This is a genomic window from Cobetia sp. LC6, assembly GCF_030264805.1.
In the GTDB taxonomy this organism is placed as follows: Bacteria; Pseudomonadota; Gammaproteobacteria; order Pseudomonadales; family Halomonadaceae; genus Cobetia.
In genome coordinates this window covers 188,330-209,000 of sequence record NZ_JASSPL010000006.1, presented here as the reverse complement: position 1 = coordinate 209,000, position 20,671 = coordinate 188,330, and the positions used below count along the sequence as shown (strand labels likewise).

At 63.9% G+C, this 20,671-nt stretch carries 20 protein-coding genes; 13 read left to right on the top strand and 7 right to left on the bottom strand.

The window, feature by feature from the left end:
• Positions 1-115: 115 nt before the first annotated feature.
• A complete protein-coding gene (gene zapB, locus QQF40_RS09655; RefSeq protein ID WP_175089700.1) occupies positions 116-376 on the bottom strand; it encodes a cell division protein ZapB in 261 nt (86 codons plus the stop codon).
• A gap of 182 nt (positions 377-558) precedes the next feature.
• Positions 559-1,233 carry a 16S rRNA (guanine(966)-N(2))-methyltransferase RsmD gene (gene rsmD, locus QQF40_RS09650; RefSeq protein WP_285461171.1) on the bottom strand — a complete coding sequence of 225 codons (675 nt, stop codon included), beginning with the start codon at positions 1,231-1,233 and terminating at the stop codon, positions 559-561.
• 397 nt (positions 1,234-1,630) lie between these two features.
• Here rsmD and ftsY point away from each other — a divergent pair, with 397 nt between their 5' ends.
• The 5 genes from ftsY to QQF40_RS09625 all read left to right on the top strand — a co-directional run bounded on the left by ftsY (position 1,631) and on the right by QQF40_RS09625 (position 8,751).
• Positions 1,631-3,046 (top strand): signal recognition particle-docking protein FtsY, encoded by a 1,416-nt coding sequence (gene ftsY, locus QQF40_RS09645; RefSeq protein ID WP_438940924.1) that lies wholly within the window; start codon positions 1,631-1,633, stop codon positions 3,044-3,046.
• Positions 3,043-3,711, top strand: a complete 669-nt coding sequence (gene ftsE, locus QQF40_RS09640; protein WP_043336289.1) for a cell division ATP-binding protein FtsE — start codon at positions 3,043-3,045, stop codon at positions 3,709-3,711. Before ftsY ends, ftsE begins: the two co-directional genes overlap by 4 nt.
• Complete coding sequence (gene ftsX / locus QQF40_RS09635) at positions 3,708-4,790, top strand: permease-like cell division protein FtsX (protein ID WP_285461170.1); 1,083 nt, start codon at positions 3,708-3,710, stop codon at positions 4,788-4,790. The genes ftsE and ftsX overlap by 4 nt, the downstream gene beginning before the upstream one ends.
• 258 nt (positions 4,791-5,048) lie before the next feature.
• Positions 5,049-5,924, top strand: a complete 876-nt coding sequence (gene rpoH, locus QQF40_RS09630) for an RNA polymerase sigma factor RpoH (RefSeq protein WP_175089696.1) — start codon at positions 5,049-5,051, stop codon at positions 5,922-5,924.
• Positions 5,925-6,120: 196 nt separating this feature from the next.
• Positions 6,121-8,751, top strand: a complete 2,631-nt coding sequence (locus QQF40_RS09625; RefSeq protein WP_285461169.1) for a putative bifunctional diguanylate cyclase/phosphodiesterase — start codon at positions 6,121-6,123, stop codon at positions 8,749-8,751.
• Positions 8,752-8,883: 132 nt separating this feature from the next.
• Here the strand turns inward: QQF40_RS09625 and slmA are convergent, their stop codons facing one another.
• The 5 genes from slmA to coaBC all read right to left on the bottom strand — a co-directional run bounded on the left by slmA (position 8,884) and on the right by coaBC (position 14,118).
• Positions 8,884-9,501 (bottom strand): nucleoid occlusion factor SlmA, encoded by a 618-nt coding sequence (gene slmA / locus QQF40_RS09620; RefSeq protein ID WP_175089694.1) that lies wholly within the window; start codon positions 9,499-9,501, stop codon positions 8,884-8,886.
• 112 nt (positions 9,502-9,613) lie between these two features.
• Positions 9,614-10,531: an acetylglutamate kinase gene (gene argB / locus QQF40_RS09615; RefSeq protein ID WP_043336279.1), complete on the bottom strand. Its 918-nt coding sequence runs from the start codon at positions 10,529-10,531 to the stop codon at positions 9,614-9,616.
• Positions 10,532-10,761: 230 nt separating this feature from the next.
• Positions 10,762-12,144, bottom strand: a complete 1,383-nt coding sequence (locus QQF40_RS09610) for a phosphomannomutase/phosphoglucomutase (protein WP_285461168.1) — start codon at positions 12,142-12,144, stop codon at positions 10,762-10,764.
• 171 nt (positions 12,145-12,315) lie between these two features.
• Entirely contained in the window at positions 12,316-12,774 is a 459-nt protein-coding gene (gene dut, locus QQF40_RS09605) for a dUTP diphosphatase (RefSeq protein ID WP_043336274.1), read from the bottom strand.
• Complete coding sequence (gene coaBC, locus QQF40_RS09600) at positions 12,775-14,118, bottom strand: bifunctional phosphopantothenoylcysteine decarboxylase/phosphopantothenate--cysteine ligase CoaBC (RefSeq protein WP_175089692.1); 1,344 nt, start codon at positions 14,116-14,118, stop codon at positions 12,775-12,777.
• Positions 14,119-14,416: 298 nt separating this feature from the next.
• Here coaBC and radC point away from each other — a divergent pair, with 298 nt between their 5' ends.
• The 8 genes from radC (at position 14,417) to ald (ending at position 20,628) form a co-directional block, all read left to right on the top strand.
• Positions 14,417-15,091, top strand: a complete 675-nt coding sequence (gene radC / locus QQF40_RS09595; protein WP_043336272.1) for a RadC family protein — start codon at positions 14,417-14,419, stop codon at positions 15,089-15,091.
• Positions 15,092-15,532: 441 nt separating this feature from the next.
• A complete protein-coding gene (rpmB, locus tag QQF40_RS09590; protein WP_043336270.1) occupies positions 15,533-15,769 on the top strand; it encodes a 50S ribosomal protein L28 in 237 nt (78 codons plus the stop codon).
• 92 nt (positions 15,770-15,861) lie between these two features.
• The gene (gene rpmG / locus QQF40_RS09585; protein ID WP_016417370.1) at positions 15,862-16,017 is read left to right on the top strand and encodes a 50S ribosomal protein L33; all 156 of its coding nucleotides are present in this window, start codon (positions 15,862-15,864) and stop codon (positions 16,015-16,017) included.
• A 156-nt stretch (positions 16,018-16,173) separates the two neighbouring features.
• Entirely contained in the window at positions 16,174-16,989 is an 816-nt protein-coding gene (mutM, locus tag QQF40_RS09580) for a bifunctional DNA-formamidopyrimidine glycosylase/DNA-(apurinic or apyrimidinic site) lyase (protein WP_175089691.1), read from the top strand.
• A 131-nt stretch (positions 16,990-17,120) separates the two neighbouring features.
• Positions 17,121-18,311, top strand: a complete 1,191-nt coding sequence (locus tag QQF40_RS09575) for a class I SAM-dependent rRNA methyltransferase (RefSeq protein ID WP_175089690.1) — start codon at positions 17,121-17,123, stop codon at positions 18,309-18,311.
• Positions 18,312-18,503: 192 nt separating this feature from the next.
• On the top strand, positions 18,504-18,860 hold the full coding sequence (locus tag QQF40_RS09570) for a putative signal transducing protein (RefSeq protein WP_175089689.1): 357 nt from the start codon (positions 18,504-18,506) through the stop codon (positions 18,858-18,860).
• The gene (locus QQF40_RS09565; RefSeq protein WP_175089688.1) at positions 18,857-19,363 is read left to right on the top strand and encodes an acyl-CoA thioesterase; all 507 of its coding nucleotides are present in this window, start codon (positions 18,857-18,859) and stop codon (positions 19,361-19,363) included. The genes QQF40_RS09570 and QQF40_RS09565 overlap by 4 nt, the downstream gene beginning before the upstream one ends.
• Before the next feature lie 143 nt (positions 19,364-19,506).
• Positions 19,507-20,628 (top strand): alanine dehydrogenase, encoded by a 1,122-nt coding sequence (ald, locus tag QQF40_RS09560; protein ID WP_285461167.1) that lies wholly within the window; start codon positions 19,507-19,509, stop codon positions 20,626-20,628.
• The last annotated feature ends 43 nt before the right edge of the window (positions 20,629-20,671 follow it).

Sequence of the window (20,671 nt, the reverse complement as noted above, 5' to 3'; positions counted from 1 at the left end):
TGACAGTCTCCTGTCGGCGGCGTTTTCATGAGGCCCTGTTCATGCACTCTTGTTCAAGCGCTCCTGTTCAAGAGTGCATGTTCACGCGGCCCAGCGCTCAGGACACGCGGGAGCATCAGGCGCTCTGGGTTTCGCTCTCGGTCTCGCTGAAGCGTGCGACCAGCGCTTCCAGACGGCTCGCCCACTGCTCACGCTCTTCCTGCAGTTGAGCGTTGGTCTGGCGCAGCTGCTCCAGCTCTTCGCCCTGACCTGTCTTGGCTTCGGTCAGGCGCTGGTTCTCTTCCTTCAGCTCTTCGACTTCCATCTTCAGCATCTCGATGCTGTCGATGGCCTGGCCGACTTTCTGCTCAAGTTGGGTAAAGAGTTCGGTGCTCATGCTATCTCCTTGTCGAGTCACGGTCGTGGCCCGAGGGGGTTCGTTGAGGGCGGTAAAGATATACGGTAAATGCTGGTGCGATGAATATCGGCCATGTCGGGAATCCTTGCCGGATGGCGCAGCGATACCCGCCTGCAGGCAGACTACGACGCCGCCTGAGTCGACACAAGTGGGAAGGTGGCTCAGGCGGGCGGATGGCGCCGATACAGGCGGCCATGACTGTCGCCGGCACGGCTTTCCCGGTGCAGCTGCCAGTTGGCGGGCACCACGGGGTCGAGGCCGGATTCCACTTCCAGATAGATCATGGCGTCATCGCTCAGCCAGCCATGCGCTTCGAGCAGTGCGCAGCTCGCGGCGGCCAGCTCGAGCCGGAAGGGCGGATCGAGCAGCACCAGATCCATGCCGCCCGCGGCGGGAGTGGCCGTCTTGAGCCAGTGCAGGACATCGCCGGTCACCACCTGTGTTGGCAGACTGTCACCGTTGGCGAGGGTCGCGAGATTGGCTTCGAGCGCACGCGCGACGCGGCTGTCGCGTTCCACGAAGGTGACATGCGTCGCCTCACGCGACAGCGCCTCGAGGCCCAGCGCGCCGCTGCCGGCGTAGAGGTCAAGCACGCGGGCGCCGCCGACATGAAAGCCCAGCCAGTTGTAGAGCGTCTCACGCACGCGGTCGGGTGTCGGGCGCAGGCCCGGTGCGTCGATCACGTTGAGCAGGCGGCGCTTGAAGCGCCCGCCGATGATGCGCAGGCGACCTGGCCCACCGGCGGCCTGGCCACGCTTGCCGCTCTGTTTGTCAGCGCGCGAGGGCGCGTTGGATCTGCCCCGTGCGGGGCCTTGGGAGGATGCGCGTTTTTTCATGCCGCGAGTCTAGCATGTGCGACGCCGGATGCCGCGCGGTGCGTACCTTCAGCCCCGAAGGGATGGTAGGATGACGCCACTTTCACGAGTTCAGGACTGTCTCGCCATGTTCGGTTTTTTCAAGCGCAAGAAACACAAGGCTCAGGAGCAGAAAGCCTCCGAGCAGCAGGCCCTCGAGCAACAGGCTCTTGAACAGACACAAGACGCCACGCCTCACGAGCAAGCCGATGCCGAGCAGGCAGCGCGGCTCGAGGCGAAGCGTCTCGAGGCCGAGAAGGTAGAGGCAGAGCGCCTTGCCGGTGAAGAGGCCGCTCGGGACGAGGCTCAGAAGGTCGAAGATCAGCAGGCCGAGGCTCAGAGGCTCGAAGAGCAGAGAGCCGAAGCTGAAGCCGAGCGCATCGCGCAGGAACGCGCAGCGCAGGAGCAGGCCGCTCAGGAACAGGCAGCCCGAGACGAAGCCGAGCGCATCGCCCAGGAGCAGGCCGCTGCAGAACGCGTCGCCGCCGAAAAGGCCGCCCGGGAAGAGGCACAGCGTCTGGCTGCCGAGCAGGCCGCTCAGGCAGAGGCCGAGCGTATCGCTGCCGAACAGGCCGCTCAGGCCCGTGCGGAAGAAGCCGCCAGTGAAGCGCGTGCCGAAGAGGCGCGTATCGCGGCTCGCGAGGAAGAAGAGCGTCAGGCCGCCGCGCAGCTGGCCGCCATCGAGGCCGAAGAGCAGGCCGCGCTGGAACAGGCTCGCCAGGAAGAAGAGGCACGTGCCGCCGAGGCTGCCGCCGCTGGCGCAGACGCCGTGGTCGAGGACGACGAGGCGCGTGAAACGGCCCGCGACGGGCGCGAAAAGCCACGTCGTGGCTTCTTCGCGCGCATCAAGGCCGGCCTTGGCAAGACGCGCGCCAATCTGACCGAAGGCGTCGCCAGCCTGTTCCTCGGCAAGAAGCAGATCGATGATGAGCTGATGGAAGACCTCGAGACCCAGCTGCTGATGGCAGACGTGGGCATCGAGGCGACCACCGAGATCATCGACAACCTGACCGCGCGCATCTCGCGCAAGGAATTGAAGGAGCCGCAGGCGCTCTATGAAGCTCTGCAGGAAGAGCTGCGCGTGATGCTGGCACCGGTCGCCAAGGACCTGGAGCTGCCGGCCAAGGGCAGCGGCCCCTTTGTGATCCTGATGATCGGTGTCAACGGCGTCGGCAAGACCACCACCATCGGCAAGCTGGCCAAGCGCTATCAGAGCCAGGGCCGCAGCGTGATGCTGGCGGCGGGCGATACCTTCCGCGCCGCGGCGGTCGAGCAGCTCAAGGTGTGGGGCGAGCGCAACAAGGTGCCGGTCATCGCTCAGCATACCGGCGCCGACAGTGCCTCGGTCATCTATGACGCTCTGGAAGCCGCCAAGGCGCGCAACGTCGATATCCTGATCGCCGATACCGCGGGCCGCCTGCACAACAAGAGCCACCTGATGGAAGAGCTCAAGAAGGTGCAGCGCGTGATGGCCAAGCTGGATGTGTCCGCGCCTCACGAGGTGATGCTGGTACTGGATGCCGGTACCGGGCAGAACGCCCTGTCACAGGCCTCCACCTTCCATGAAGCGGTCAACATCACGGGCCTTACGCTGACCAAGCTGGATGGGACCGCCAAGGGCGGCATCATCTTCGCGCTGGCCAAGCAGCTCAATCTGCCGATCCGCTATATCGGTGTCGGGGAAGGTGTCGATGACCTGCGTCCCTTCGCGGCCGATGACTTCGTCAGTGCCCTGTTCGCACGCGCGGGCGATGAGGCAAGCGAAGAGGCCGACGCCGAGTCGCGCGAGGCATGATTGCCTTCGAGCATGTCGGCAAGCGCTATGGAGGGCGCTTCGATGCACTGGCCGGGCTCGACTTCAGGGTCGAGCGTGGCGAGATGGTCTTTCTGACAGGCCATTCCGGTGCCGGCAAGAGCTCGTTGCTCAAGCTGATCATGCTCCTCGAGCGCCCCTCGCGTGGGCGCATTCTGGTGGCGGGGCATGATATCGGGCGGCTGCATACCTCCCAGGTGCCGTATTACCGCCGCCAGATCGGCGTGGTCTTCCAGGACCACCAGCTGCTGACCGACCGCAACATCTTCCACAACGTGGCCCTGCCGCTGATGATCCAGGGGGTGCCGCCGCGTGAACAGGCACGGCGGGTGCGGGCGGCGCTCGACAAGGTCGGTCTGCTGCATCGTGAGAAGGCGTTGCCGATCGAGCTGTCCGGTGGTGAGCAGCAGCGGGTCGGCATCGCACGCGCCGTGGTCAACAAGCCCGCGCTGCTGCTGGCCGATGAGCCGACCGGCAATCTGGACCCGGCGCTGTCCGCCGACATCATGCGTCTGTTCGAGGACTTCAATCGCATCGGAACCACGGTGATGATTGCCAGTCACGATCTGGCGCTGATCGCCCGTCTGCACCATCGCACGCTGGAGCTGTCCGATGGTCGTCTGATCGCCGACAAGGATGCCCGATGAGTCCCCCGCGTTCCCGCAACGATTCCCCCTCTTCTTCACGCGAGCGTGGCCAGTCCCGCGCCGAGACACGTGCCCGCAAGGCCGCCGCGCAGGCGCCTGAATCGCCGGAGGCCGCCGAGCGTGCAGCGCGCAAGGGCGCGCGCTCCAGTCGTGTCTCGGTCGAGAGCCGCTATCGCAGCTGGCTGCGTCATCACGCTGCCATGGCGCGCGACAGCGCACGCCGCCTGCTGGCCGCGCCCATCGCCAGCCTGCTGACCATGCTGGCCATCGCCATCGCGCTGACGTTGCCGGCGGCGCTGTGGCTGGCACTGGACAGCGCGCGTCTGCTCGATAATGAACTCAATGACAGCGCTCAGCTCACCCTCTATCTCGAAACCTCGGTCGATGAGAGCCAGGCGCTGACGCTGTCGGACTCGCTGCGCGACGCCGCCGGTGTCGGAGGAGTGCGTCTGATCACCGCCGCCGAGGGCATGCAGGAATTCGCCCAGGCGCTGGACCTCAAGCGCTCACTGAGCCTGCTGGATGACAACCCCTTGCCGGCCAGCATCGTCATCACGCCACTGGACACCACGCCGGAGTCTGTCCGTGCCCTGGCCACGCGTCTCGAGAGCGAGCCGGGTGTCGCCAGCGCACGCCTGGACCTGGCATGGCTCGAGCGTCTGCGTCAATTGGGTGAGCTGGGTCAGAAAGTGACGCTGGGTCTCGCGCTACTCTTCGGGCTGGGCGTGTTGCTGGTGGTGGGCAATACCATCCGCCTGTCCGTGGAGAGTCGCCGCCAGGAGATCGAGGTCGTGACGCTGATCGGGGCGACCCACGCCTTCGTGCGGCGTCCCTTCCTCTACAGCGGTGCCTGGTACGGTCTGGGGGGGGGGCTGCTGGCCTGCGGGATCCTGGCGCTTGGCGGCAACTGGCTGGCGGCACCCGTGACGGCTCTTGTACAAAGTTATGGCGGCAACTATGTGTTGCCCGCGCTGGGCATTGCAGGGGGTGCCACGCTGCTGTTTTCGAGTACAATACTGGGCTGGATAGGGGCCTGGATCGCGGTCGGACGTCATCTGGCGAGTATTTCTCCGCGCTGATTCCGATTATTTTTCGCGGTTTTCAGCCATTATTTCTGCCCAGGAAGGTCAACAGTTACGTTCTGACAACATTCACGTCGGGCGTCAGTGAAGGGGTCTGGTGGGTGGTTAAACGCACCACACACCCGACAGCGTTACGAAGTGCTACTCGTCATGACAATTGTACACGTCATGTACAGCTATTGACGGGAACCTGTCCCAACCTTCACAGTCTCACTACTTGCATGCGTGTTAGGCAACCATGGAGACATCTGCACTATGAGCACCAGTCTTCAGCCACTTGGCCACCTGTCACCGGGTCAAGATCTAAACGGCTATATTCAGTCGGTGAACCGTATCGCTGTGCTTACTGCCGAAGAAGAGCATGAGCTGGCCCTGCGGTTGCATGAAGAGAATCATCTGGAGTCGGCCCGTCGACTCGTCATGTCGCACCTGCGCTTCGTCGTGCACATCGCGCGCAGCTACAGCGGCTATGGCTTGCAGCAGGCGGACCTGATCCAGGAAGGTAACGTCGGTCTGATGAAGGCGGTCAAGCGTTTCGATCCGCATCAGGGCGTGCGCCTCGTCTCCTTTGCCGTGCATTGGATCAAGGCCGAGATCCACGAGTTCGTGCTGCGTAACTGGCGCATCGTGAAGGTCGCGACCACCAAGGCTCAGCGCAAGCTGTTCTTCAACCTGCGTGGCGCAAAGAAGCGCCTCGCCTGGTTGAACAACGATGAAGTGGATGCCATCGCAGGCGATCTGGACGTCAAACCTTCCGTGGTGCGTGAGATGGAAAGCCGTCTCTCCGCCCACGATGCTGGCTTCGATGCCGGCCCCAGCGATGACGAAAGCTCGGCCTATCAGGCGCCGGCCAACTATCTGGAAGATCACAGCCTCGATCCGGCTGCCCAGGTGGAACAGCAGGACCTGGAAGACGACTCCCACGATCGTCTGCTCAAGGCACTGGCGGCACTGGATGAGCGCTCGCGCGACATCCTCCAGCAGCGTTGGCTGAGTGACAACAAGTCGACTCTGCACGAGCTTGCTGACATCTATGGCGTCTCTGCCGAGCGTATCCGTCAGCTCGAGAAGAACGCGATGAAGAAGCTGCGTGAATCAATGGGTGACATGAGCGAAGGCTTCGCTGCCTGAGTCTGATGGCCCCATGGCATGAGCCCATGACCTTCCGGCTCGCTGTCACGTGAAAAATGCCCCGCCGGGTTTCCCGGTGGGGCATTTTCGTTGAGGGAGAGTGGATCCCGAGGAATCCGTCGTTATTGGTTGAACAGTGCAACACAATGTTTCATTCTGTCACACTAAGACATGAAACATTTCTACTGGTGGCCCCGTGGACCCGATTTCCTCGCACGTCAATGGCACACATTCGCTGTGGCGAATCTTTGGGCTCAATGCGGCCTTGATGGTGGTGTTGGGTGGCCTGTTTCTGGCCAGCCAATGGTTTGATGTGCGTGAACAGGAAATGCGTCGCCTGGAGCTGCTGGATACCCAGCTGCATATCTCCACCGAGCAGCTGATCGCCAATGTCTCACGCGAGATGATGGTGCTGGAGCGCGTGTTGGGCAGTGAAGGCAAGGAGCTGTGGCGTGGCTCGCTGGATAGCGCGCTGGGTCGTCATCCTTCTCTGGTCTCGCTGATGGTGGTGCCGTTTGCCGATTACCGCGGCAGCAGCCTGCGTCAGATCGGCGTGGGGCGCAGTTGCAGCTGGCAGCTGACCCAGCCGGAAGCCCAGGCGCTGCCCGGACGCAGCAGCCTGCTGTTCGGCTCCGCACTGCCGCTGGCATCCGGTCAGCCAGGCTTGCCGTTCTATCGGCATATGGATATCGAAGGCATGTCCTGGCTGCTGATCGGCTGCCTGGATTTCTCCGAGTCACGTAGCCTGCTGGCCAACCCGAATTCCGATGATGGACAGCGCCTGCGTCTGTTTTCCACCAACGGCCTGCTGTTGTTCTCGAGCCCCCAGGAGCATGCGCTGGGCGTGACCGGCAAGCTGCCGCTGTCCTCGATGGCCAACATGGGCAAGTACATCTCCGAGCGTGGTGTGCGTCGCTACCATGTGCCGGGCTTCGACGGCCAGCCGCGCATGGCGGCGGGTAGCTATATCGCACCGCTCAAGCTGTTCAGCGTCGTGAGTCAGCCGATCTCCAGCCTGTGGTGGCTGTGGTGGCATCGTATCTGGTTCGGCATGCTGCTCGGCGGCATCTTCCTGGTCGTGCTGGTGGTCGTGGTGGCGCGTGCAGAGCGCAAGCGCGCTGAGCGTCATGATGAGCTGGAGGGGGCGCTCGAGTCGATGACGGCGCGTTCTCGCACCCTGGTGACGCTGATGGATAACCTGCCGGGCGTGGTGTATCGCATCGAGGTCAACACCGGAGTGCTGACCTTCATCAGCAACGGCTCGGCCGAGCTGTTCGGCCGCTCGGCCGAATCGCTTGTCGGGGCCGGCATCACCCTGACCGAGCTGATCCATCAGGAAGACCGTCAAGCCGTCAGCGCCGCCCGCCACTGGGCGATGTGCGCGCAGATGCGCCATGAGCAGGTCTTCCGCATCATCGCCGACCATGAGCGTTGGGTGCTTGACCGCAGCGTGATGATCGAGGGCGAGGATGGCGTGCGCTACTGGGAAGGCCTGCTGCTCGACATCAGCGCGCACAAGGAGTCCGAGCGTCAGCTCGATTTCCTGGCGCGCCATGACGCCCTGACGGGGCTCTATAACCGCAAGGCCTTCATGGCGGCGGCCGACGAGCGCGTCGCGGCGGGTGGCTTGATGATCTACGCCGATATCGACCGTTTCTCGACCGTCAACGATGGCCTGGGCCATGAAGCCGGTGACCAGCTGCTGGTCGCGGTCGGCGAGCGTCTGCGTCGTCTGCTGCCGCCGGGCGGACTGGTGGCGCGTCTGGGGGCCGATGAGTTCGGCCTCTATCTGCCGCATGGCAATGGTGATCCGGCGCAGGTGGTGGACAAGATCCAGCAGAAGGTCGAGCGTCCCTTCACGATTCTGGGTCGCCCGTTGATCATCAGTCTGACGGCAGGGTATGTGCTGTCCGAGACCAATGGCGATGCCCAGGCGCTGATGCTGAATGCCGATGTGGCGCTCTATCACGCCAAGTCGCGCGGCGATCATGCGCTGCGCTGGGAGTCCTCGCTGGACAAGCATGTCGCCTCGCGCATGACGCTGGAGCAGGATCTGCGTCAAGCCATCGGCAGCGAGCAGCTCTATCTGCATTACCAGCCGCAGCTGGATAGTCATGGTGAGCTGCAGGGTGTCGAGGCGCTGCTGCGCTGGCAGCACCCGGAGCTGGGCATGATCTCGCCAGCCCAGTTCATTCCGCTGGCCGAGGAGACCGGCCTGATCTTCCGCCTCGGGCGTTTCGTGCTCGAGGAGGCCTGTGCCCAGATGGTGCGCTGGCAGGAAGCCGGCCTTCACATGCCGCGCATGGCGGTCAATCTGTCGGCGCGCCAGCTGACCTCGGGCTACGAGAATGAAGTCTTCGGCGTGCTGGAAAGCCAGAAGCTGTCACCGACCCGGCTGGAAGTCGAGGTGACCGAGACGCTGCTGATCCAGGACATGGAAGGGGGGCTTGCCGTGCTCGGCGCGCTGCGTGAGCTGGGGGTACGTGTGGCATTGGATGACTTCGGGCAGGGCTATTCGTCGCTGTCCTATCTGTCATCCCTGCCGCTGGATGTGCTCAAGGTCGACCGCAGCTTCGTGATGAAGATGGATGCGGTCGCCGGCTCTGATGGCGGTATCCGCTGCCCCAATCAGCAGGCCATCCAGCTGGTCGGTGCCGTGATCAGCCTGGGGCACTCGCTGGGTCATGAGATCGTCGCCGAGGGAGTCGAGACGGATGTGCAGTTCGAGGAGCTCAAGCGTCTGGGCTGTGATACCTACCAGGGCTACTTGCTGGCGCGGCCGATGTCCGCCGAGGCCATACTGGAGCGCTTCAGCGTCAACGCCTGAGGGGCCGTCCGTGCAATCCGGCCTCTCCAGGTCGTGACATGAGATGGCCTGACCTGGAAAAATGCCCCGCCTGCAATGACTGCAGGCGGGGCATTCGTTCTGGTGCGGCTCATACGCGCCAGGCAAGGCCTCTCAGACGGCAATGCGCTCCTGACTGCTCAGCAGCAGGTCGCGGCTCAGCAGCTGCCACTGGTCTTCCCAGTGCTCGGTCGGGCGCTTGCGATAGTCGCTGCGCACGTACTGGCCGATGCGGCCTTCCGCACATGCCATCAGCAGGTTGGCCGCTGCCGTGACGGTGATGGCCGGTCGCAGTCCTTCGCGAGGTTCGGCTTCGCGCAGTACCTGCTTGATCTGCGTCTCGAGGCGCTCGAACAGCTGCGCCATGCGCGTGCGCAGGCGTGCCGTCTCGCCGGTGAGGGCATCACCGTTGAGGAGACGACACAGGCCCGGATTCTTCTCGGCAAAGCCCAGCAGCAGGCTCAGGATGTGGTGCACCCTGGCATGCGCGGTGTCGTTGTCCTGAATGATCAGCGCGATACGCTCGAACAGCGTGCTCTCGATGAATTCGATCAGTCCTTCGAACATGCGCGCCTTGCTGGGGAAGTGACGATAGAGCGCCGCCTCCGAGACACCGACCTGTCGTGCCAGTGCTGCAGTCGTGATGCGTTTGCCGCTGTCCTCTTCCAGCATCAGGGCGAGTGCCTGGAGGATCTGTTCGCGACGTGATTGTTTTGGATTCGCCTGCGTCATGGAATCTTGTCGTTTATCGCGGCCTGCAGCAGTGTGCTACGGGCGGGTCCGTGTCCTGAGGCGTGTCGCTTGCCTCGCGCGAAATACCGGGGCCGAGCCCCGGCTTGTCACCTTACGCCTTGTCAGTGTCCGCTTCCGCGTTGCTGATCAACGTGCCGACCCCGGCATTGGTGAAGATTTCCAGCAGGGTCGCATGTGGCACGCGGCCATCGATGATGTGGGCACTGCGCACGCCTTGCTTCACGGCGTCCAGTGCACAGCTGATCTTGGGCAGCATGCCACCGTAGATGGTGCCATCCTCGATCAGGCCATCCACCGCCTCGGTGGTCAGGCCGGTCATGACTTCGCCTTGTGCGTTCATCAGGCCAGCCACGTTGGTCAGCAGCATCAATTTCTCCGCGCCCAGTGCCTCGGCGACCTTGCCGGCGACCAGGTCGGCATTGATATTGTAGCTGCGGCCCTCGGCATCGACCCCGATGGGCGCGATGACGGGAATGAAATCGTTGCGTGTCAGCAGTTCGATCAGGTCCGTGGAGACATGTTCGACTTCACCGACATGACCAATGTCGATGATTTCAGAGGCATTCATGCCCGGTGTCTGGCCGCTGACCTTGAGCTGGCGGGCGCGAATCTGACCGCTGTCCTTCCCGGTCAGGCCAATGGCCTTGCCGCCACTCTGGTTGATCAGGTTGACGATGCCCTTGTTGACCAGGCCGCCCAGCACCATCTCGACCACGTCCATGGTCTCGGAATCCGTGACGCGCATGCCATCGACGAAGCGCGATTCGATGTTCAGCTTCTCGAGCAGCGCGCCGATCTGCGGGCCGCCGCCATGCACGACCACCGGATTGATGCCGACTTCCTTCATCAACACCATGTCGCGAGCGAAGGAGTCGATCAAGGCTTCTTCGGTCATGGCGTTGCCGCCGTACTTGACCACCACGGTCTTGCCCGAGAACTGCTGGATATAGGGCAGGGCTTCGGACAGGACCTCGACCACCTGATGCGGGTCGCGGTTGGCGTGGCTCATCAGCGTATCACTCCACAGAAAATGGTCCGGAAAGAGAGTCCGGACACTGTCACTCGAAACGGTCTTTCAGCACGCGCGGTGCGCGCTGTCATGCAAATCGGTTGCTTCAGGCACCTGATGCGCCCGGATGAGCGGCTGCAGTGCCTGGCAAGACAAGGGCGGCGATCAAGCGGTAGACCGCCGCCCCGTTGCGACTCATGCCATCCTGTCGATGGCGAGCCAATGCGGGATCAGAACGGTGCCTGGAGGCTCGGCTCGGCCTGCTTGAGCGCAGCGCGGAAGCTGTCCTTGATGCGCTCCAGTGCGGCTTCCGACTTGCCTTCGAAGCGCAGCACCAGCATCGGGGTGGTGTTGGAGGCGCGGCACAGGCCCCAGCCATCGGCGTAGTCGACACGAATGCCGTCCAGCGTTGTCTTGACACCATCGCTGCCGAAGTCGCCTTCACTGGCCAGTCGCTCGACGATAGCGAACTTGTTCTCGTCGGTCACTTCCACATTGATCTCGGGGGTGCCGAGGTCCTGCGGGAAGCGGGCGAAGAAGGTGTCGGCATCGACATCCTGCTTGGCGAGGATTTCCAGCAGGCGCGCGGCACCGTAGATGCCGTCATCGAAGCCGAACCAGCGCTCCTTGAAGAAGATGTGGCCGCTCATCTCGCCGGCCAGTGCCGCGCCGGTTTCCTTCATGCGTGCCTTGATCAAGGAGTGGCCGGTGCGCCACATTTCCGGTGTGCCGCCGGCCTTCTCGATCACGGTCGCCAGATTGCCGGTGCACTTGACGTCGAAGATGATGCGCGCGCCCGGTACGCGTTCGATCAGGTCTTCCGAGAGCGCCATCATCAGGCGGTCCGGGTAGAGGATCTCACCCTTGGGCGTCACGACACCGAGACGGTCGCCGTCACCATCGAAAGCCAGGCCGATGTCCGCGCCGGTTTCTTGCATGGTCTTGATCAGGTCCTGCAGGTTTTCCGGCTTGCTCGGGTCCGGGTGGTGATTGGGGAAGTTGCCGTCGATCTCTTCGAACAGCGGCACGGTTTCGACGCCCAGGCGGCGGATCAGCTCCGGGCCCAGCTCGCCGGCCACGCCGTTGCCGCAATCGACCACGGCCTTGAGCGGACGCTTGACGACCACATCACCGGTGATCTGCTCCAGATAGCGCTCACGCACGTCCTCTTCACGCAGGCTGCCTTCGCCTTGCGCCAGATCGCCTTCCTGCAGGCGACGATAGAGGTCGGTGATGGTGTCGCCGGACAGGGTCTCGCCGGCCAGCACGATCTTCAGACCGTTGTAGTTGGCCGGGTTGTGGCTGCCGGTCAGCATCACGCCGGAGCGTGTGCCTTCCAGGATATTGGTGGCGTAGTAGAGCACCGGTGTCGGCACCATGCCGATGTCGACGACATCACGGCCGGCATCGCGCAGACCCGCGATCAGCGCCTTGGACAGGCGCGGGCCGGAGAGACGGCCGTCGCGCGCGACCACGACGGTAGATTCACCGCGTGCCGCGGCTTCGCTGCCGATGGATTGGCCGATGGCGCGCACGCCGTCTTCGGTGAGGGTCTCATCCACGATGCCACGGATATCGTAGGCGCGGAAAATTGAAGCGGGTACCTGACTCATGGTGCATCCCTGTCGGTTGAATCAATCGTGAAGTCGCTTGAGGCGTCATGCGTCTCGAACGCTATCGCTGCATGACGATCAGTGTGGAAATCTGCCGGGCTTCCTTGTGACCGGAAGCCCGGCAGCCGGTGCGAGCCTGCCGCTCGGCTGCCCTGTGGCATGACGGGGCAATCAGTGGCGACCGGAGTGGCCGAAGCCGCCTTCGCCGCGCTGGCTGGCCTCGAATTCAGAGACTTCCACCAGCTCCGCCTGTACCACTGGCACTAGCACGTACTGTGCCAGACGCTCGCCGGGTTCCAGCACGAACTCGCTCTCGCCGCGGTTCCAGACCGAGATCATCAGTTCGCCCTGATAGTCGGAATCGATCAGTCCGACCAGATTGCCCAGCACGATGCCGTGTTTGTGCCCCAGACCGGAGCGCGGCAGGATCATGCCGGCCAGCGCGGGGTCGGCGATATGGATCGCCAGCCCTGTGCGCACCAGCTCACAGGCGCCCGGCGCCAGGGTCAGCGGCGCGTCGAGCAGTGCGCGCAGGTCCATGCCGGCGCTGCCGGGAGTGGCGTGATGCGGCAGCGGGTAATCGCGAACGCGCTCGTCGAGAATCTTGAGTTCGAGCCGGGGGCGGGTCATCTAAGGTGCTTCCTGATCGTCGGTGACAGTCGGTGTAACGGTCTGGATGGCAGGGTCGAGGCTGACCCTGTGCTGATGGAGTGCCAGGGCGCGCTTCAGAATCGCGCGCGCCAGTTCCGTCTTGGGACAGGCCGCGATGGCCTGTTCGTGTTGCGTGTTCTGATCGAGCGGTTGCCACAGCAGGGTGGCGGCATTGCTGTCGCTGCCGAAGCCAAGGCCAGGCGTGCTCACATCATTGGCGACGATCATGTCGAGCTGTTTACGCGCGAGCTTGTCGCGTGCATAGCGCATCACATCGCGGGTCTCGGCGGCGAAGCCGATCACCAGTGGCGCCCGCTGGCCGGCGGCGCGGCGTGCCTGCGTCTGGGCGGCGATGCCGGCGATGATATCCGGATTGCGGATCAACGTGACCTGCATCTGCTCTTCGCCTGACTGCTTCTTGAGCTTGTGGTCGGCGACCGTGGCCGGGCGGAAGTCGGCGACTGCCGCGCAGCCGATGAAGAGGTCGCTCTCGCCGGCGGCCGCCTCGGCGGCGGCCTGCATGTCCAGCGCGGATTCGACATCGATGCGCTCGACGCCAGTCGGGGTCGTCAGTGCCACCGGGCCACTGATCAGGCGCACGCTGGCGCCCAGCGCCGCGGCCTCTGCGGCCAGCGCATAGCCCATCTTGCCGGAGCTGTGGTTGCTCAGGTAGCGCACCGGGTCCAGTGGCTCGCGGGTCGGGCCGGCGGTGATGGTCACCGTCAGGCCTGCGGCCGGCAATGACATCTCATTGCTCTGGCCGCTGGGGTCGCTCTGGCGCATGAGATCGCCCAGCGCCGCGACGATCTCTTCCGGCTCCAGCATGCGGCCCGCTCCCACGTCGCCACAGGCCTGTTCGCCGCTGGCCGGGCCGAGCAGCGCCCAGCCATCGGCACTGAGCTGGCGGGCATTGCGCTGGGTGGCGGGGTGCGCCCACATGGCCTGATTCATCGCCGGGGCCATTACCCAGCGCGCGCTGTTGGCCAGGCACAGGGTAGTGAGCAGATCATCGGCATGGCCATGCACCAGGCGGGCCATCAGGTCGGCGGTGGCGGGCGCGATCAGGATGACCTCCGCCCAGCGGGCCAGCTCGATATGCCCCATGCCGGCCTCGGCCTCGGGGTCCAGCAGGGAGGTATGCACCGAATTGCCCGACAACGCCTGCAAGGTCAGCGGTGTAATGAAGGCTTGAGCTCCTTCGGTCATGGCGATGCGCACCTCACAGCCCGCCTTTTTCAACAGGCGGGTGATCAGAGCGGCCTTGTAGGCCGCGATGCCGCCACTGATGCCCAGCAGAATGCGCCTTCCGGCGAGTGAATGCATGGTGTGTCCTGCGTCCCTGATGCGTCGATTGCTACGCTCGCGCGTTTGCCCTCTACCATATCACCGTGATGCAACCTTGCGTAGCGCCGCTGGCCCGCGACGCCGAGTGTCGCTTTGGTCCATGCGAGCGCTCGCTTCATGGGGCGGGGCTGTCATCTGATGGCATGCAGGGACCAGACGCAGGCCCTCAGGGCGGCAAGCGTTGATGCTCGCGATGGCGAAAGAGACCGCATGTGACCACGCTTCTCATGCTTTGGACTGTCAGCCATTCGGGCGGCAGGGGATGGGAGAAGAGTGCATGGGGATTCGAGAGTGGCCGGTCGGAGAGCGTCCGCGTGAGAAACTGTTGTCGTCAGGGGCAGGGGCCTTGTCAGATGCCGAGCTGCTGGCCATCTTTCTGCGCGTGGGTATAAAAGGGCGTTCGGCGGTGGATCTGGCGCGCGACCTGCTGAACACCTTCGGCGGTCTCAGGCCGTTGCTGGAGGCAACCCAGCAGGACTTCTGCGCAGCGCGCGGACTGGGTGACGCCAAGTATGTGCAGCTGCAGGCTTCGCTTGAGCTGTCGCGTCGCCATCTGGAGAGCCTGTTGATGCGCGGGGCCGCCCTGACATCGCCCCTGCTGGTGCGGCGCTATCTTTCCTCGCATCTGCGCGACCTGCCGCATGAGGTATTTGCCGCGCTGTTTCTCGACAGCCAGCATCGCGTCATCCGCTTCGAGACACTCTTCACCGGCACGCTGGATGCCGCCGCCGTCTATCCTCGCGAAGTGGTCAAGCGGGCGCTGGCGCTCAATGCCGGCGCCCTGATTCTCGCTCACAACCATCCCTCTGGCGTCGCGGAGCCCAGCGAGGCTGACCGGCGCATCACGCAGCGACTGGAAGAGGCGCTGGGACTTTTCGATATTCGTGTGCTGGATCACTTCGTGGTCGGGGACGGCGAGGTGGTCTCGTTTGCCGAGCGCGGCTGGCTGTAGCTGAGGCGTCCACGAAGCTGAGTCGCTGAGTGCCCGATGACGGCACAGCCCCCGCCAGATGCGGTCGCCACTGGCGTGAGAAATGCGCAGGGATTGCAAACCAGGGCACTGGTTGTGGTAATGTTGCGCCTCCCGTATCACCCACCACAGAATTCGCGACCACTCTGGCCGACATTGGCTGAGTGAAGCGTTTGGCTGAGAAGCGTCTGTACCGATGCGACACCTCGGGCATGGGCGTGCTGGCGAAAAAAATCCGTATAGGACGTGCTTTCACGTTCCTCTTCGGGTAAAATGCTGCGCCTGCACGTTCCAGCACCCGAAAGCTTGTCTTCCGGAACGGACGTAAACACTTTGAAATCAGGGCATGAGGCGGCGCCTGCCACTTCCGGTTTGCCCGACAGGTTTTGAACAACTTAGCCAACGCAGCGGTTGGAGGCTCCAATGTCCAAAGTATGTCAGGTTACCGGCAAGCGCCCGGTGACTGGTAACAATGTTTCTCACTCCCAGCGCAAGACTCGTCGCCGGTTCCTGCCGAACCTGCACACCCATCGTTTCTGGGTTGAATCCCAGCAGCGCTTCGTCAAGCTGCGCGTCTCTACCAAGGGCATGCGCATCATCGACAAGAAGGGTATCGACGAAGTCCTCAAGGACCTCACTGCACGTGGCGAGCGCTTCTAAACACTAGAAGACAGCCCCTGTAGCAATGGCAACCGAGCCGAGGGCAACGCTCTCAATCGCTCGGTGAATGCGACTGTGGAAGGAAACTGAAAATGCGTGACAAGATCAAGCTGGTGTCAAGTGCCGGTACTGGCCACTTCTACACCACCGACAAGAACAAGCGTAACACTCCGGACAAGCTTGAATTCAAGAAGTACGATCCGGTCGTTCGCAAGCACGTGATGTACAAGGAAGCCAAGATCAAGTGATCTTGTCTCCCGCCAGCGTGCTGTCGGAACCCTCGAAAACCCGGTCCTGACCGGGTTTTCGAGTATCTGGATGTCGCTGTTCTGGGCATCCTGCAACAGGGTGGCGGCTTCTGTCGTCACCCTGTTGTGCGTCTGGCGGTCAGTTGAGGAGAGAACATGCCCGAATTACCGGAAGTCGAGACGACCCGTCGCGGTATCGCGCCGCTGGTCGAGGGCCAGGAGGTCACCGAGGTGATCGTGCGTCAGCCGCGTCTGCGTACCCCCGTGCCCGGCGAGCTCGCCGAGTGGCTGGTGGGTCAGCGTTTCGGCACGCTTGCGCGTCGCGCCAAGTACCTGCTGTTGCCGATCGCCGATGGCCATCTGCTCTGGCACCTGGGCATGTCCGGCAGTCTCAGGCTGGTGCCTATCGGCACGCCGCCACGTACGCATGATCATGTCGATGTCGTGCTCGGCAATGGCCATGTGCTGCGCTATCACGACCCACGTCGCTTCGGCTTCGTCGACTTCGTGCGCGGTGACCCGCATGCCGATAAGCGACTGGTACGACTCGGGCCGGAGCCGTTGTCCGATGCCTTCAATGGCGAGCACCTCTTTGCGCGCTCCCGCAAGCGCCGTGTGGCGATCAAGCCGTTTCTGATGGACAACGCCAATGTGGTGGGCGTGGGCAACATCTACGCCAGCGAAGCGCTGTTCATGGCCGGTGTCGACCCGCGCCGTCCTGCCGGTGAAGTGACGCGCGAGGAGTGCGAGCGCCTCGCCAACGCTGCCAGCAGCGTGCTGGCAGCGGCGATCGACCAGGGCGGCACCACGCTGCGTGACTTCGTCGGCGGAGATGGCAAGCCGGGCTACTTCGCGCAAAGCCTCAACGTCTACGGACGGGGTGGCGAGCCATGCCGCGAATGCGGCCACGAGATCATGAGTCTGGTACTGGGCCAGCGCGCCAGCTGCTTCTGCCCTTGTTGTCAGCACTAGCGGCGAGCCGCATCAGACCACTGCTAGACCGGGGGGCTCCGTGACCGGGGCCGCCATGACGACTAGAATAGGCCCGTTCGGGCGCGTCCTGTCGTCGTCCTGTCCCTTCCTCTGCTTTCTGGATATTTCCCGTGACTGAACGTCTGCGCCTGAAGAAGAATGCTGATCGCCGCCTCAAGGCCGGCCATTTGTGGCTGTACTCCAATGAAGTCGATACCGTCGCGACACCGCTCAAGAACTTCGAACCGGGCGCCCAGGCCATCATCGAGGCCAGCAATGGGCGTGCGATGGGTGTTGCCTACGTCAACCCGAACTCGCTGATCTGCGCGCGCATCGTGTCGCGCAACCCGGAGCAGCGCCTGGATCGCTCGCTGCTGGTGCACCGCTTCAACCAGGCGCTGTCGCTGCGCGAGAGCCTCTATGACAAGCCGTTCTATCGCCTGGTCCACGGCGAAGGCGACCTGCTGCCGGGCCTGATCGTCGATCGCTTCGGCGATGTGCTGGTCTGCCAGCTCAACACCTTCGGCATGGAGCGTCTGGCGGAAGTGATCGTCGATGCGCTGCTCAAGGTCGTCAAGCCGACAGCCATCGTGTTCAAGAACGATTCCAGCGGTCGCCGTCAGGAACAGCTCGAGCGCAACGTCGAAGTCGTCTATGGCGAGCTGCCGGAAAGCGTGCTGCTGGAGGAGAACGGCGTCCAGTTCACGGCACCGGTGCTCGACGGCCAGAAGACCGGCTGGTTCTACGACCACCGCGCCAACCGTGACTGGTTGAACCGTCAGGTCGAAGGCAAGCGCGTGCTGGACCTGTTCAGCTACGTCGGCGGTTGGGGCGTGCAGGCGGCGGCGCATGGCGCCAGCGAAGTGCTGTGTGTCGATGCTTCCGGCGCGGCGCTCGAGCGTGTGTCGGACAACGCCGTGCTCAACGGTGTCGAGGATCGCGTCTCCATCGCGGAGTCGGACGTCTTCGAGGCCCTCTCGGCCCTGCGTGCGGAAGGCGAGCAGTTCGACGTCATCATCGCGGATCCGCCCGCCTTCATCCGCAAGCGCAAGGACATCACCAACGGCGAGCGCGCCTATGCACGCCTCAACCGTGAAGCCATGCGCCTGCTGGGCCGTGACGGTCTGCTGATGTCCGGCTCCTGCTCCATGCATCTGGCGCCGGAGCGCCTGATGGATGTGGTGCGTGGCGCCGTGCGTCACCAGGACCGCCACGGTCAGGTCATCTTCCAGGGCCATCAGGCCAGTGACCACCCTGTGCACCCGTCCATTCCCGAGACGTCCTACCTCAAGGCCCTCGGTGTGCGCGTCTATCGCGACTGATGACGCCTGACGGATATCAGGACTGATGGCTGTGCCATCCGGCATCGATGACAACGCCGCCCTTCGGGGCGGCGTTGTCGTCTGTGGAATGTGGGGCGTCTGTGGAATGTGGGGCGTCTGTGGCTTGTCTATCGACTGCGGCTCGCTTTTGGCTAATCGTCCATGGCTCATGGACTCTGATAGTCTGACGGCATGTATAGACGACTGACATCTCATCACAATCTCGTGCTGCTCGATCACTGGCGCAACCTGCTGGAAAGCGAGGGCATCCCCTGTGAGCTGCGCAATCGCCTGCTCGGCTCGGCCGCGGGCGAGTTGCCCGTGCTCGACTGCGAGCCCCAGCTGTGGGTGGCAGAGCATGACCTTCCACGTGCCCGCCGCCTGCTGGCGAGCATCGAGGCCGCGCCGCCCCTGCCGGATTGGCAGTGTGCCTGTGGCGAGCGTCTCGAGGGCAGCTTCAGCGAGTGCTGGGCGTGTGGGGCAAGCGCGCCGCAGCAGCCCGCACCACAGGCGCCCCCGCGCGATGAGGACCCGGAGTTCGTGGCATGAGCAAAGGCGCCCCGAAGGCGAGCGACGCGCCGCCGTTGACGCAAGATTTCCCCGGCTGGGCGCTGCCACGGCCGTTCCTGTTGCCGATCAGCGTGAAGAAGAAGGCGCTGGATGGTTATGGTCACGTCAACAATGCCGAGTATGTGCGCTGGCTGGAGGACATCAGCTGGGCACACTCTGAAGCGTTGGGGCTTGGTCTCGAGCACTACCGTGAGCAGGACCGCGGCATGGCAGTACACCGTCACGAGATCGACTATCTGGCCAGCGCACGACTTGGCGATTCGCTGATGCTGGCGACCTGGCTGGTGGATTGCGATGGTCGCCTGAGTCTGACGCGTCGTTTCCAGCTGCGCCGTTGCGCTGATGGCCAGACACTGCTGGAGGCGCGTACTCGCTTTGTCTGCATCGAGCTCTCGAGCGGACGTGCCCGACGCATGCCCGGAGCCTATCGTGAATGCTATTCGGCGGCGCTGGTGAGCGAGGAAACTGTCAGTCAGCGATGATTCCTCGCATTCCACTGCATCATTGGCGTGTTTTGGTGAATCTTGCTGGTATCTGATTGGCAAGACGCTGACGAGTCTGCTGTGCTTGTAGCAGGCGTCGTGATGACGTCAGTGTATTCCGCCAGCAGTGCAAGGAGTTCACCATGCAGATTGCCGTGCCGAAGGAAATCAAGAACCACGAGTATCGCGTCGCCCTCACGCCTGCCGGCGTGCGTGAGCTGATCGCCCAGGGCCATGAGGTGATCGTCGAGTCTGGTGCCGGGGAGGGCAGTGGCTACCCCGATGCCGAATACCAGGGCGTGGGCGCGCGTCTTGAGTCGGACGTCGAGCGGGTCTTTCGCGACGCCGAGCTGATTCTCAAGGTCAAGGAGCCGCAGCCGGCCGAGGTCGCCCGGCTCGCCCGCGGCCAGACCCTGTTCACCTATCTGCATCTGGCCGCCGCCCGTGAGCTGACCGAGGGCCTGCTGGAGAGCGGCGTGACGGCCATCGCCTACGAGACCATCACGGATGCCGACGGAGGCCTGCCGCTGCTGGCACCCATGAGTCGTGTCGCCGGACGCATGGCGATCCAGGCCGGCGCGCACGCGCTGGAGAAGGCGCAGGGTGGCATGGGCGTGCTGTTGCCCGGCGTGCCCGGTGTGCCGCCGGCGCGGGTCACGGTGATCGGCGGTGGCGTGGTGGGGGAGAACGCGGCACGCATGGCGCTGGGGCTGGGCGCCGAGGTGGTGATTCTCGATACCTCACTGGCGCGTCTCGAGACGCTGGACCATCGCTATCAGGGCCAGATTCGTACCGTCTACTCGACCTCCGAGGCGCTGGAGGAAGCGGTGCGGCAATCGGCATTGATCATCGGTGCCGTGCTGGTGCCCGGGGCGGCGGCCCCCAAGCTGATTCGCCGCGAGCATCTGCGCAAGATGACGCTAGGCGCCGTGCTGGTGGATGTCGCCATCGATCAGGGCGGCTGCTTCGAGACCAGCCAGGCGACCACCCACGCCGAGCCGACCTACGTGGTGGATGGCATCGTGCATTACTGCGTGGCCAACATGCCCGGCGCGGTGGCACGTACCTCGACCCAGGCGCTGACCAGCGCGACGCTGCCGTATATCGTGCGCCTCGCCAATGGCGGCTATCGCGAGGTGCTGAGCCGGGACAGCCACTTTGCCGCGGGCCTCAATGTGCACGCGGGGCAATTGATCCTGCCGGAAGTCGGCGAGGCCTTCGACATGCCGGTCACTGCGCTCGCCGAGGCGCTGGCGAAGGAGTGAGTCAGGCGCGCCGGCCCTTACGAAGGCTGCACGCCTCAGGGTA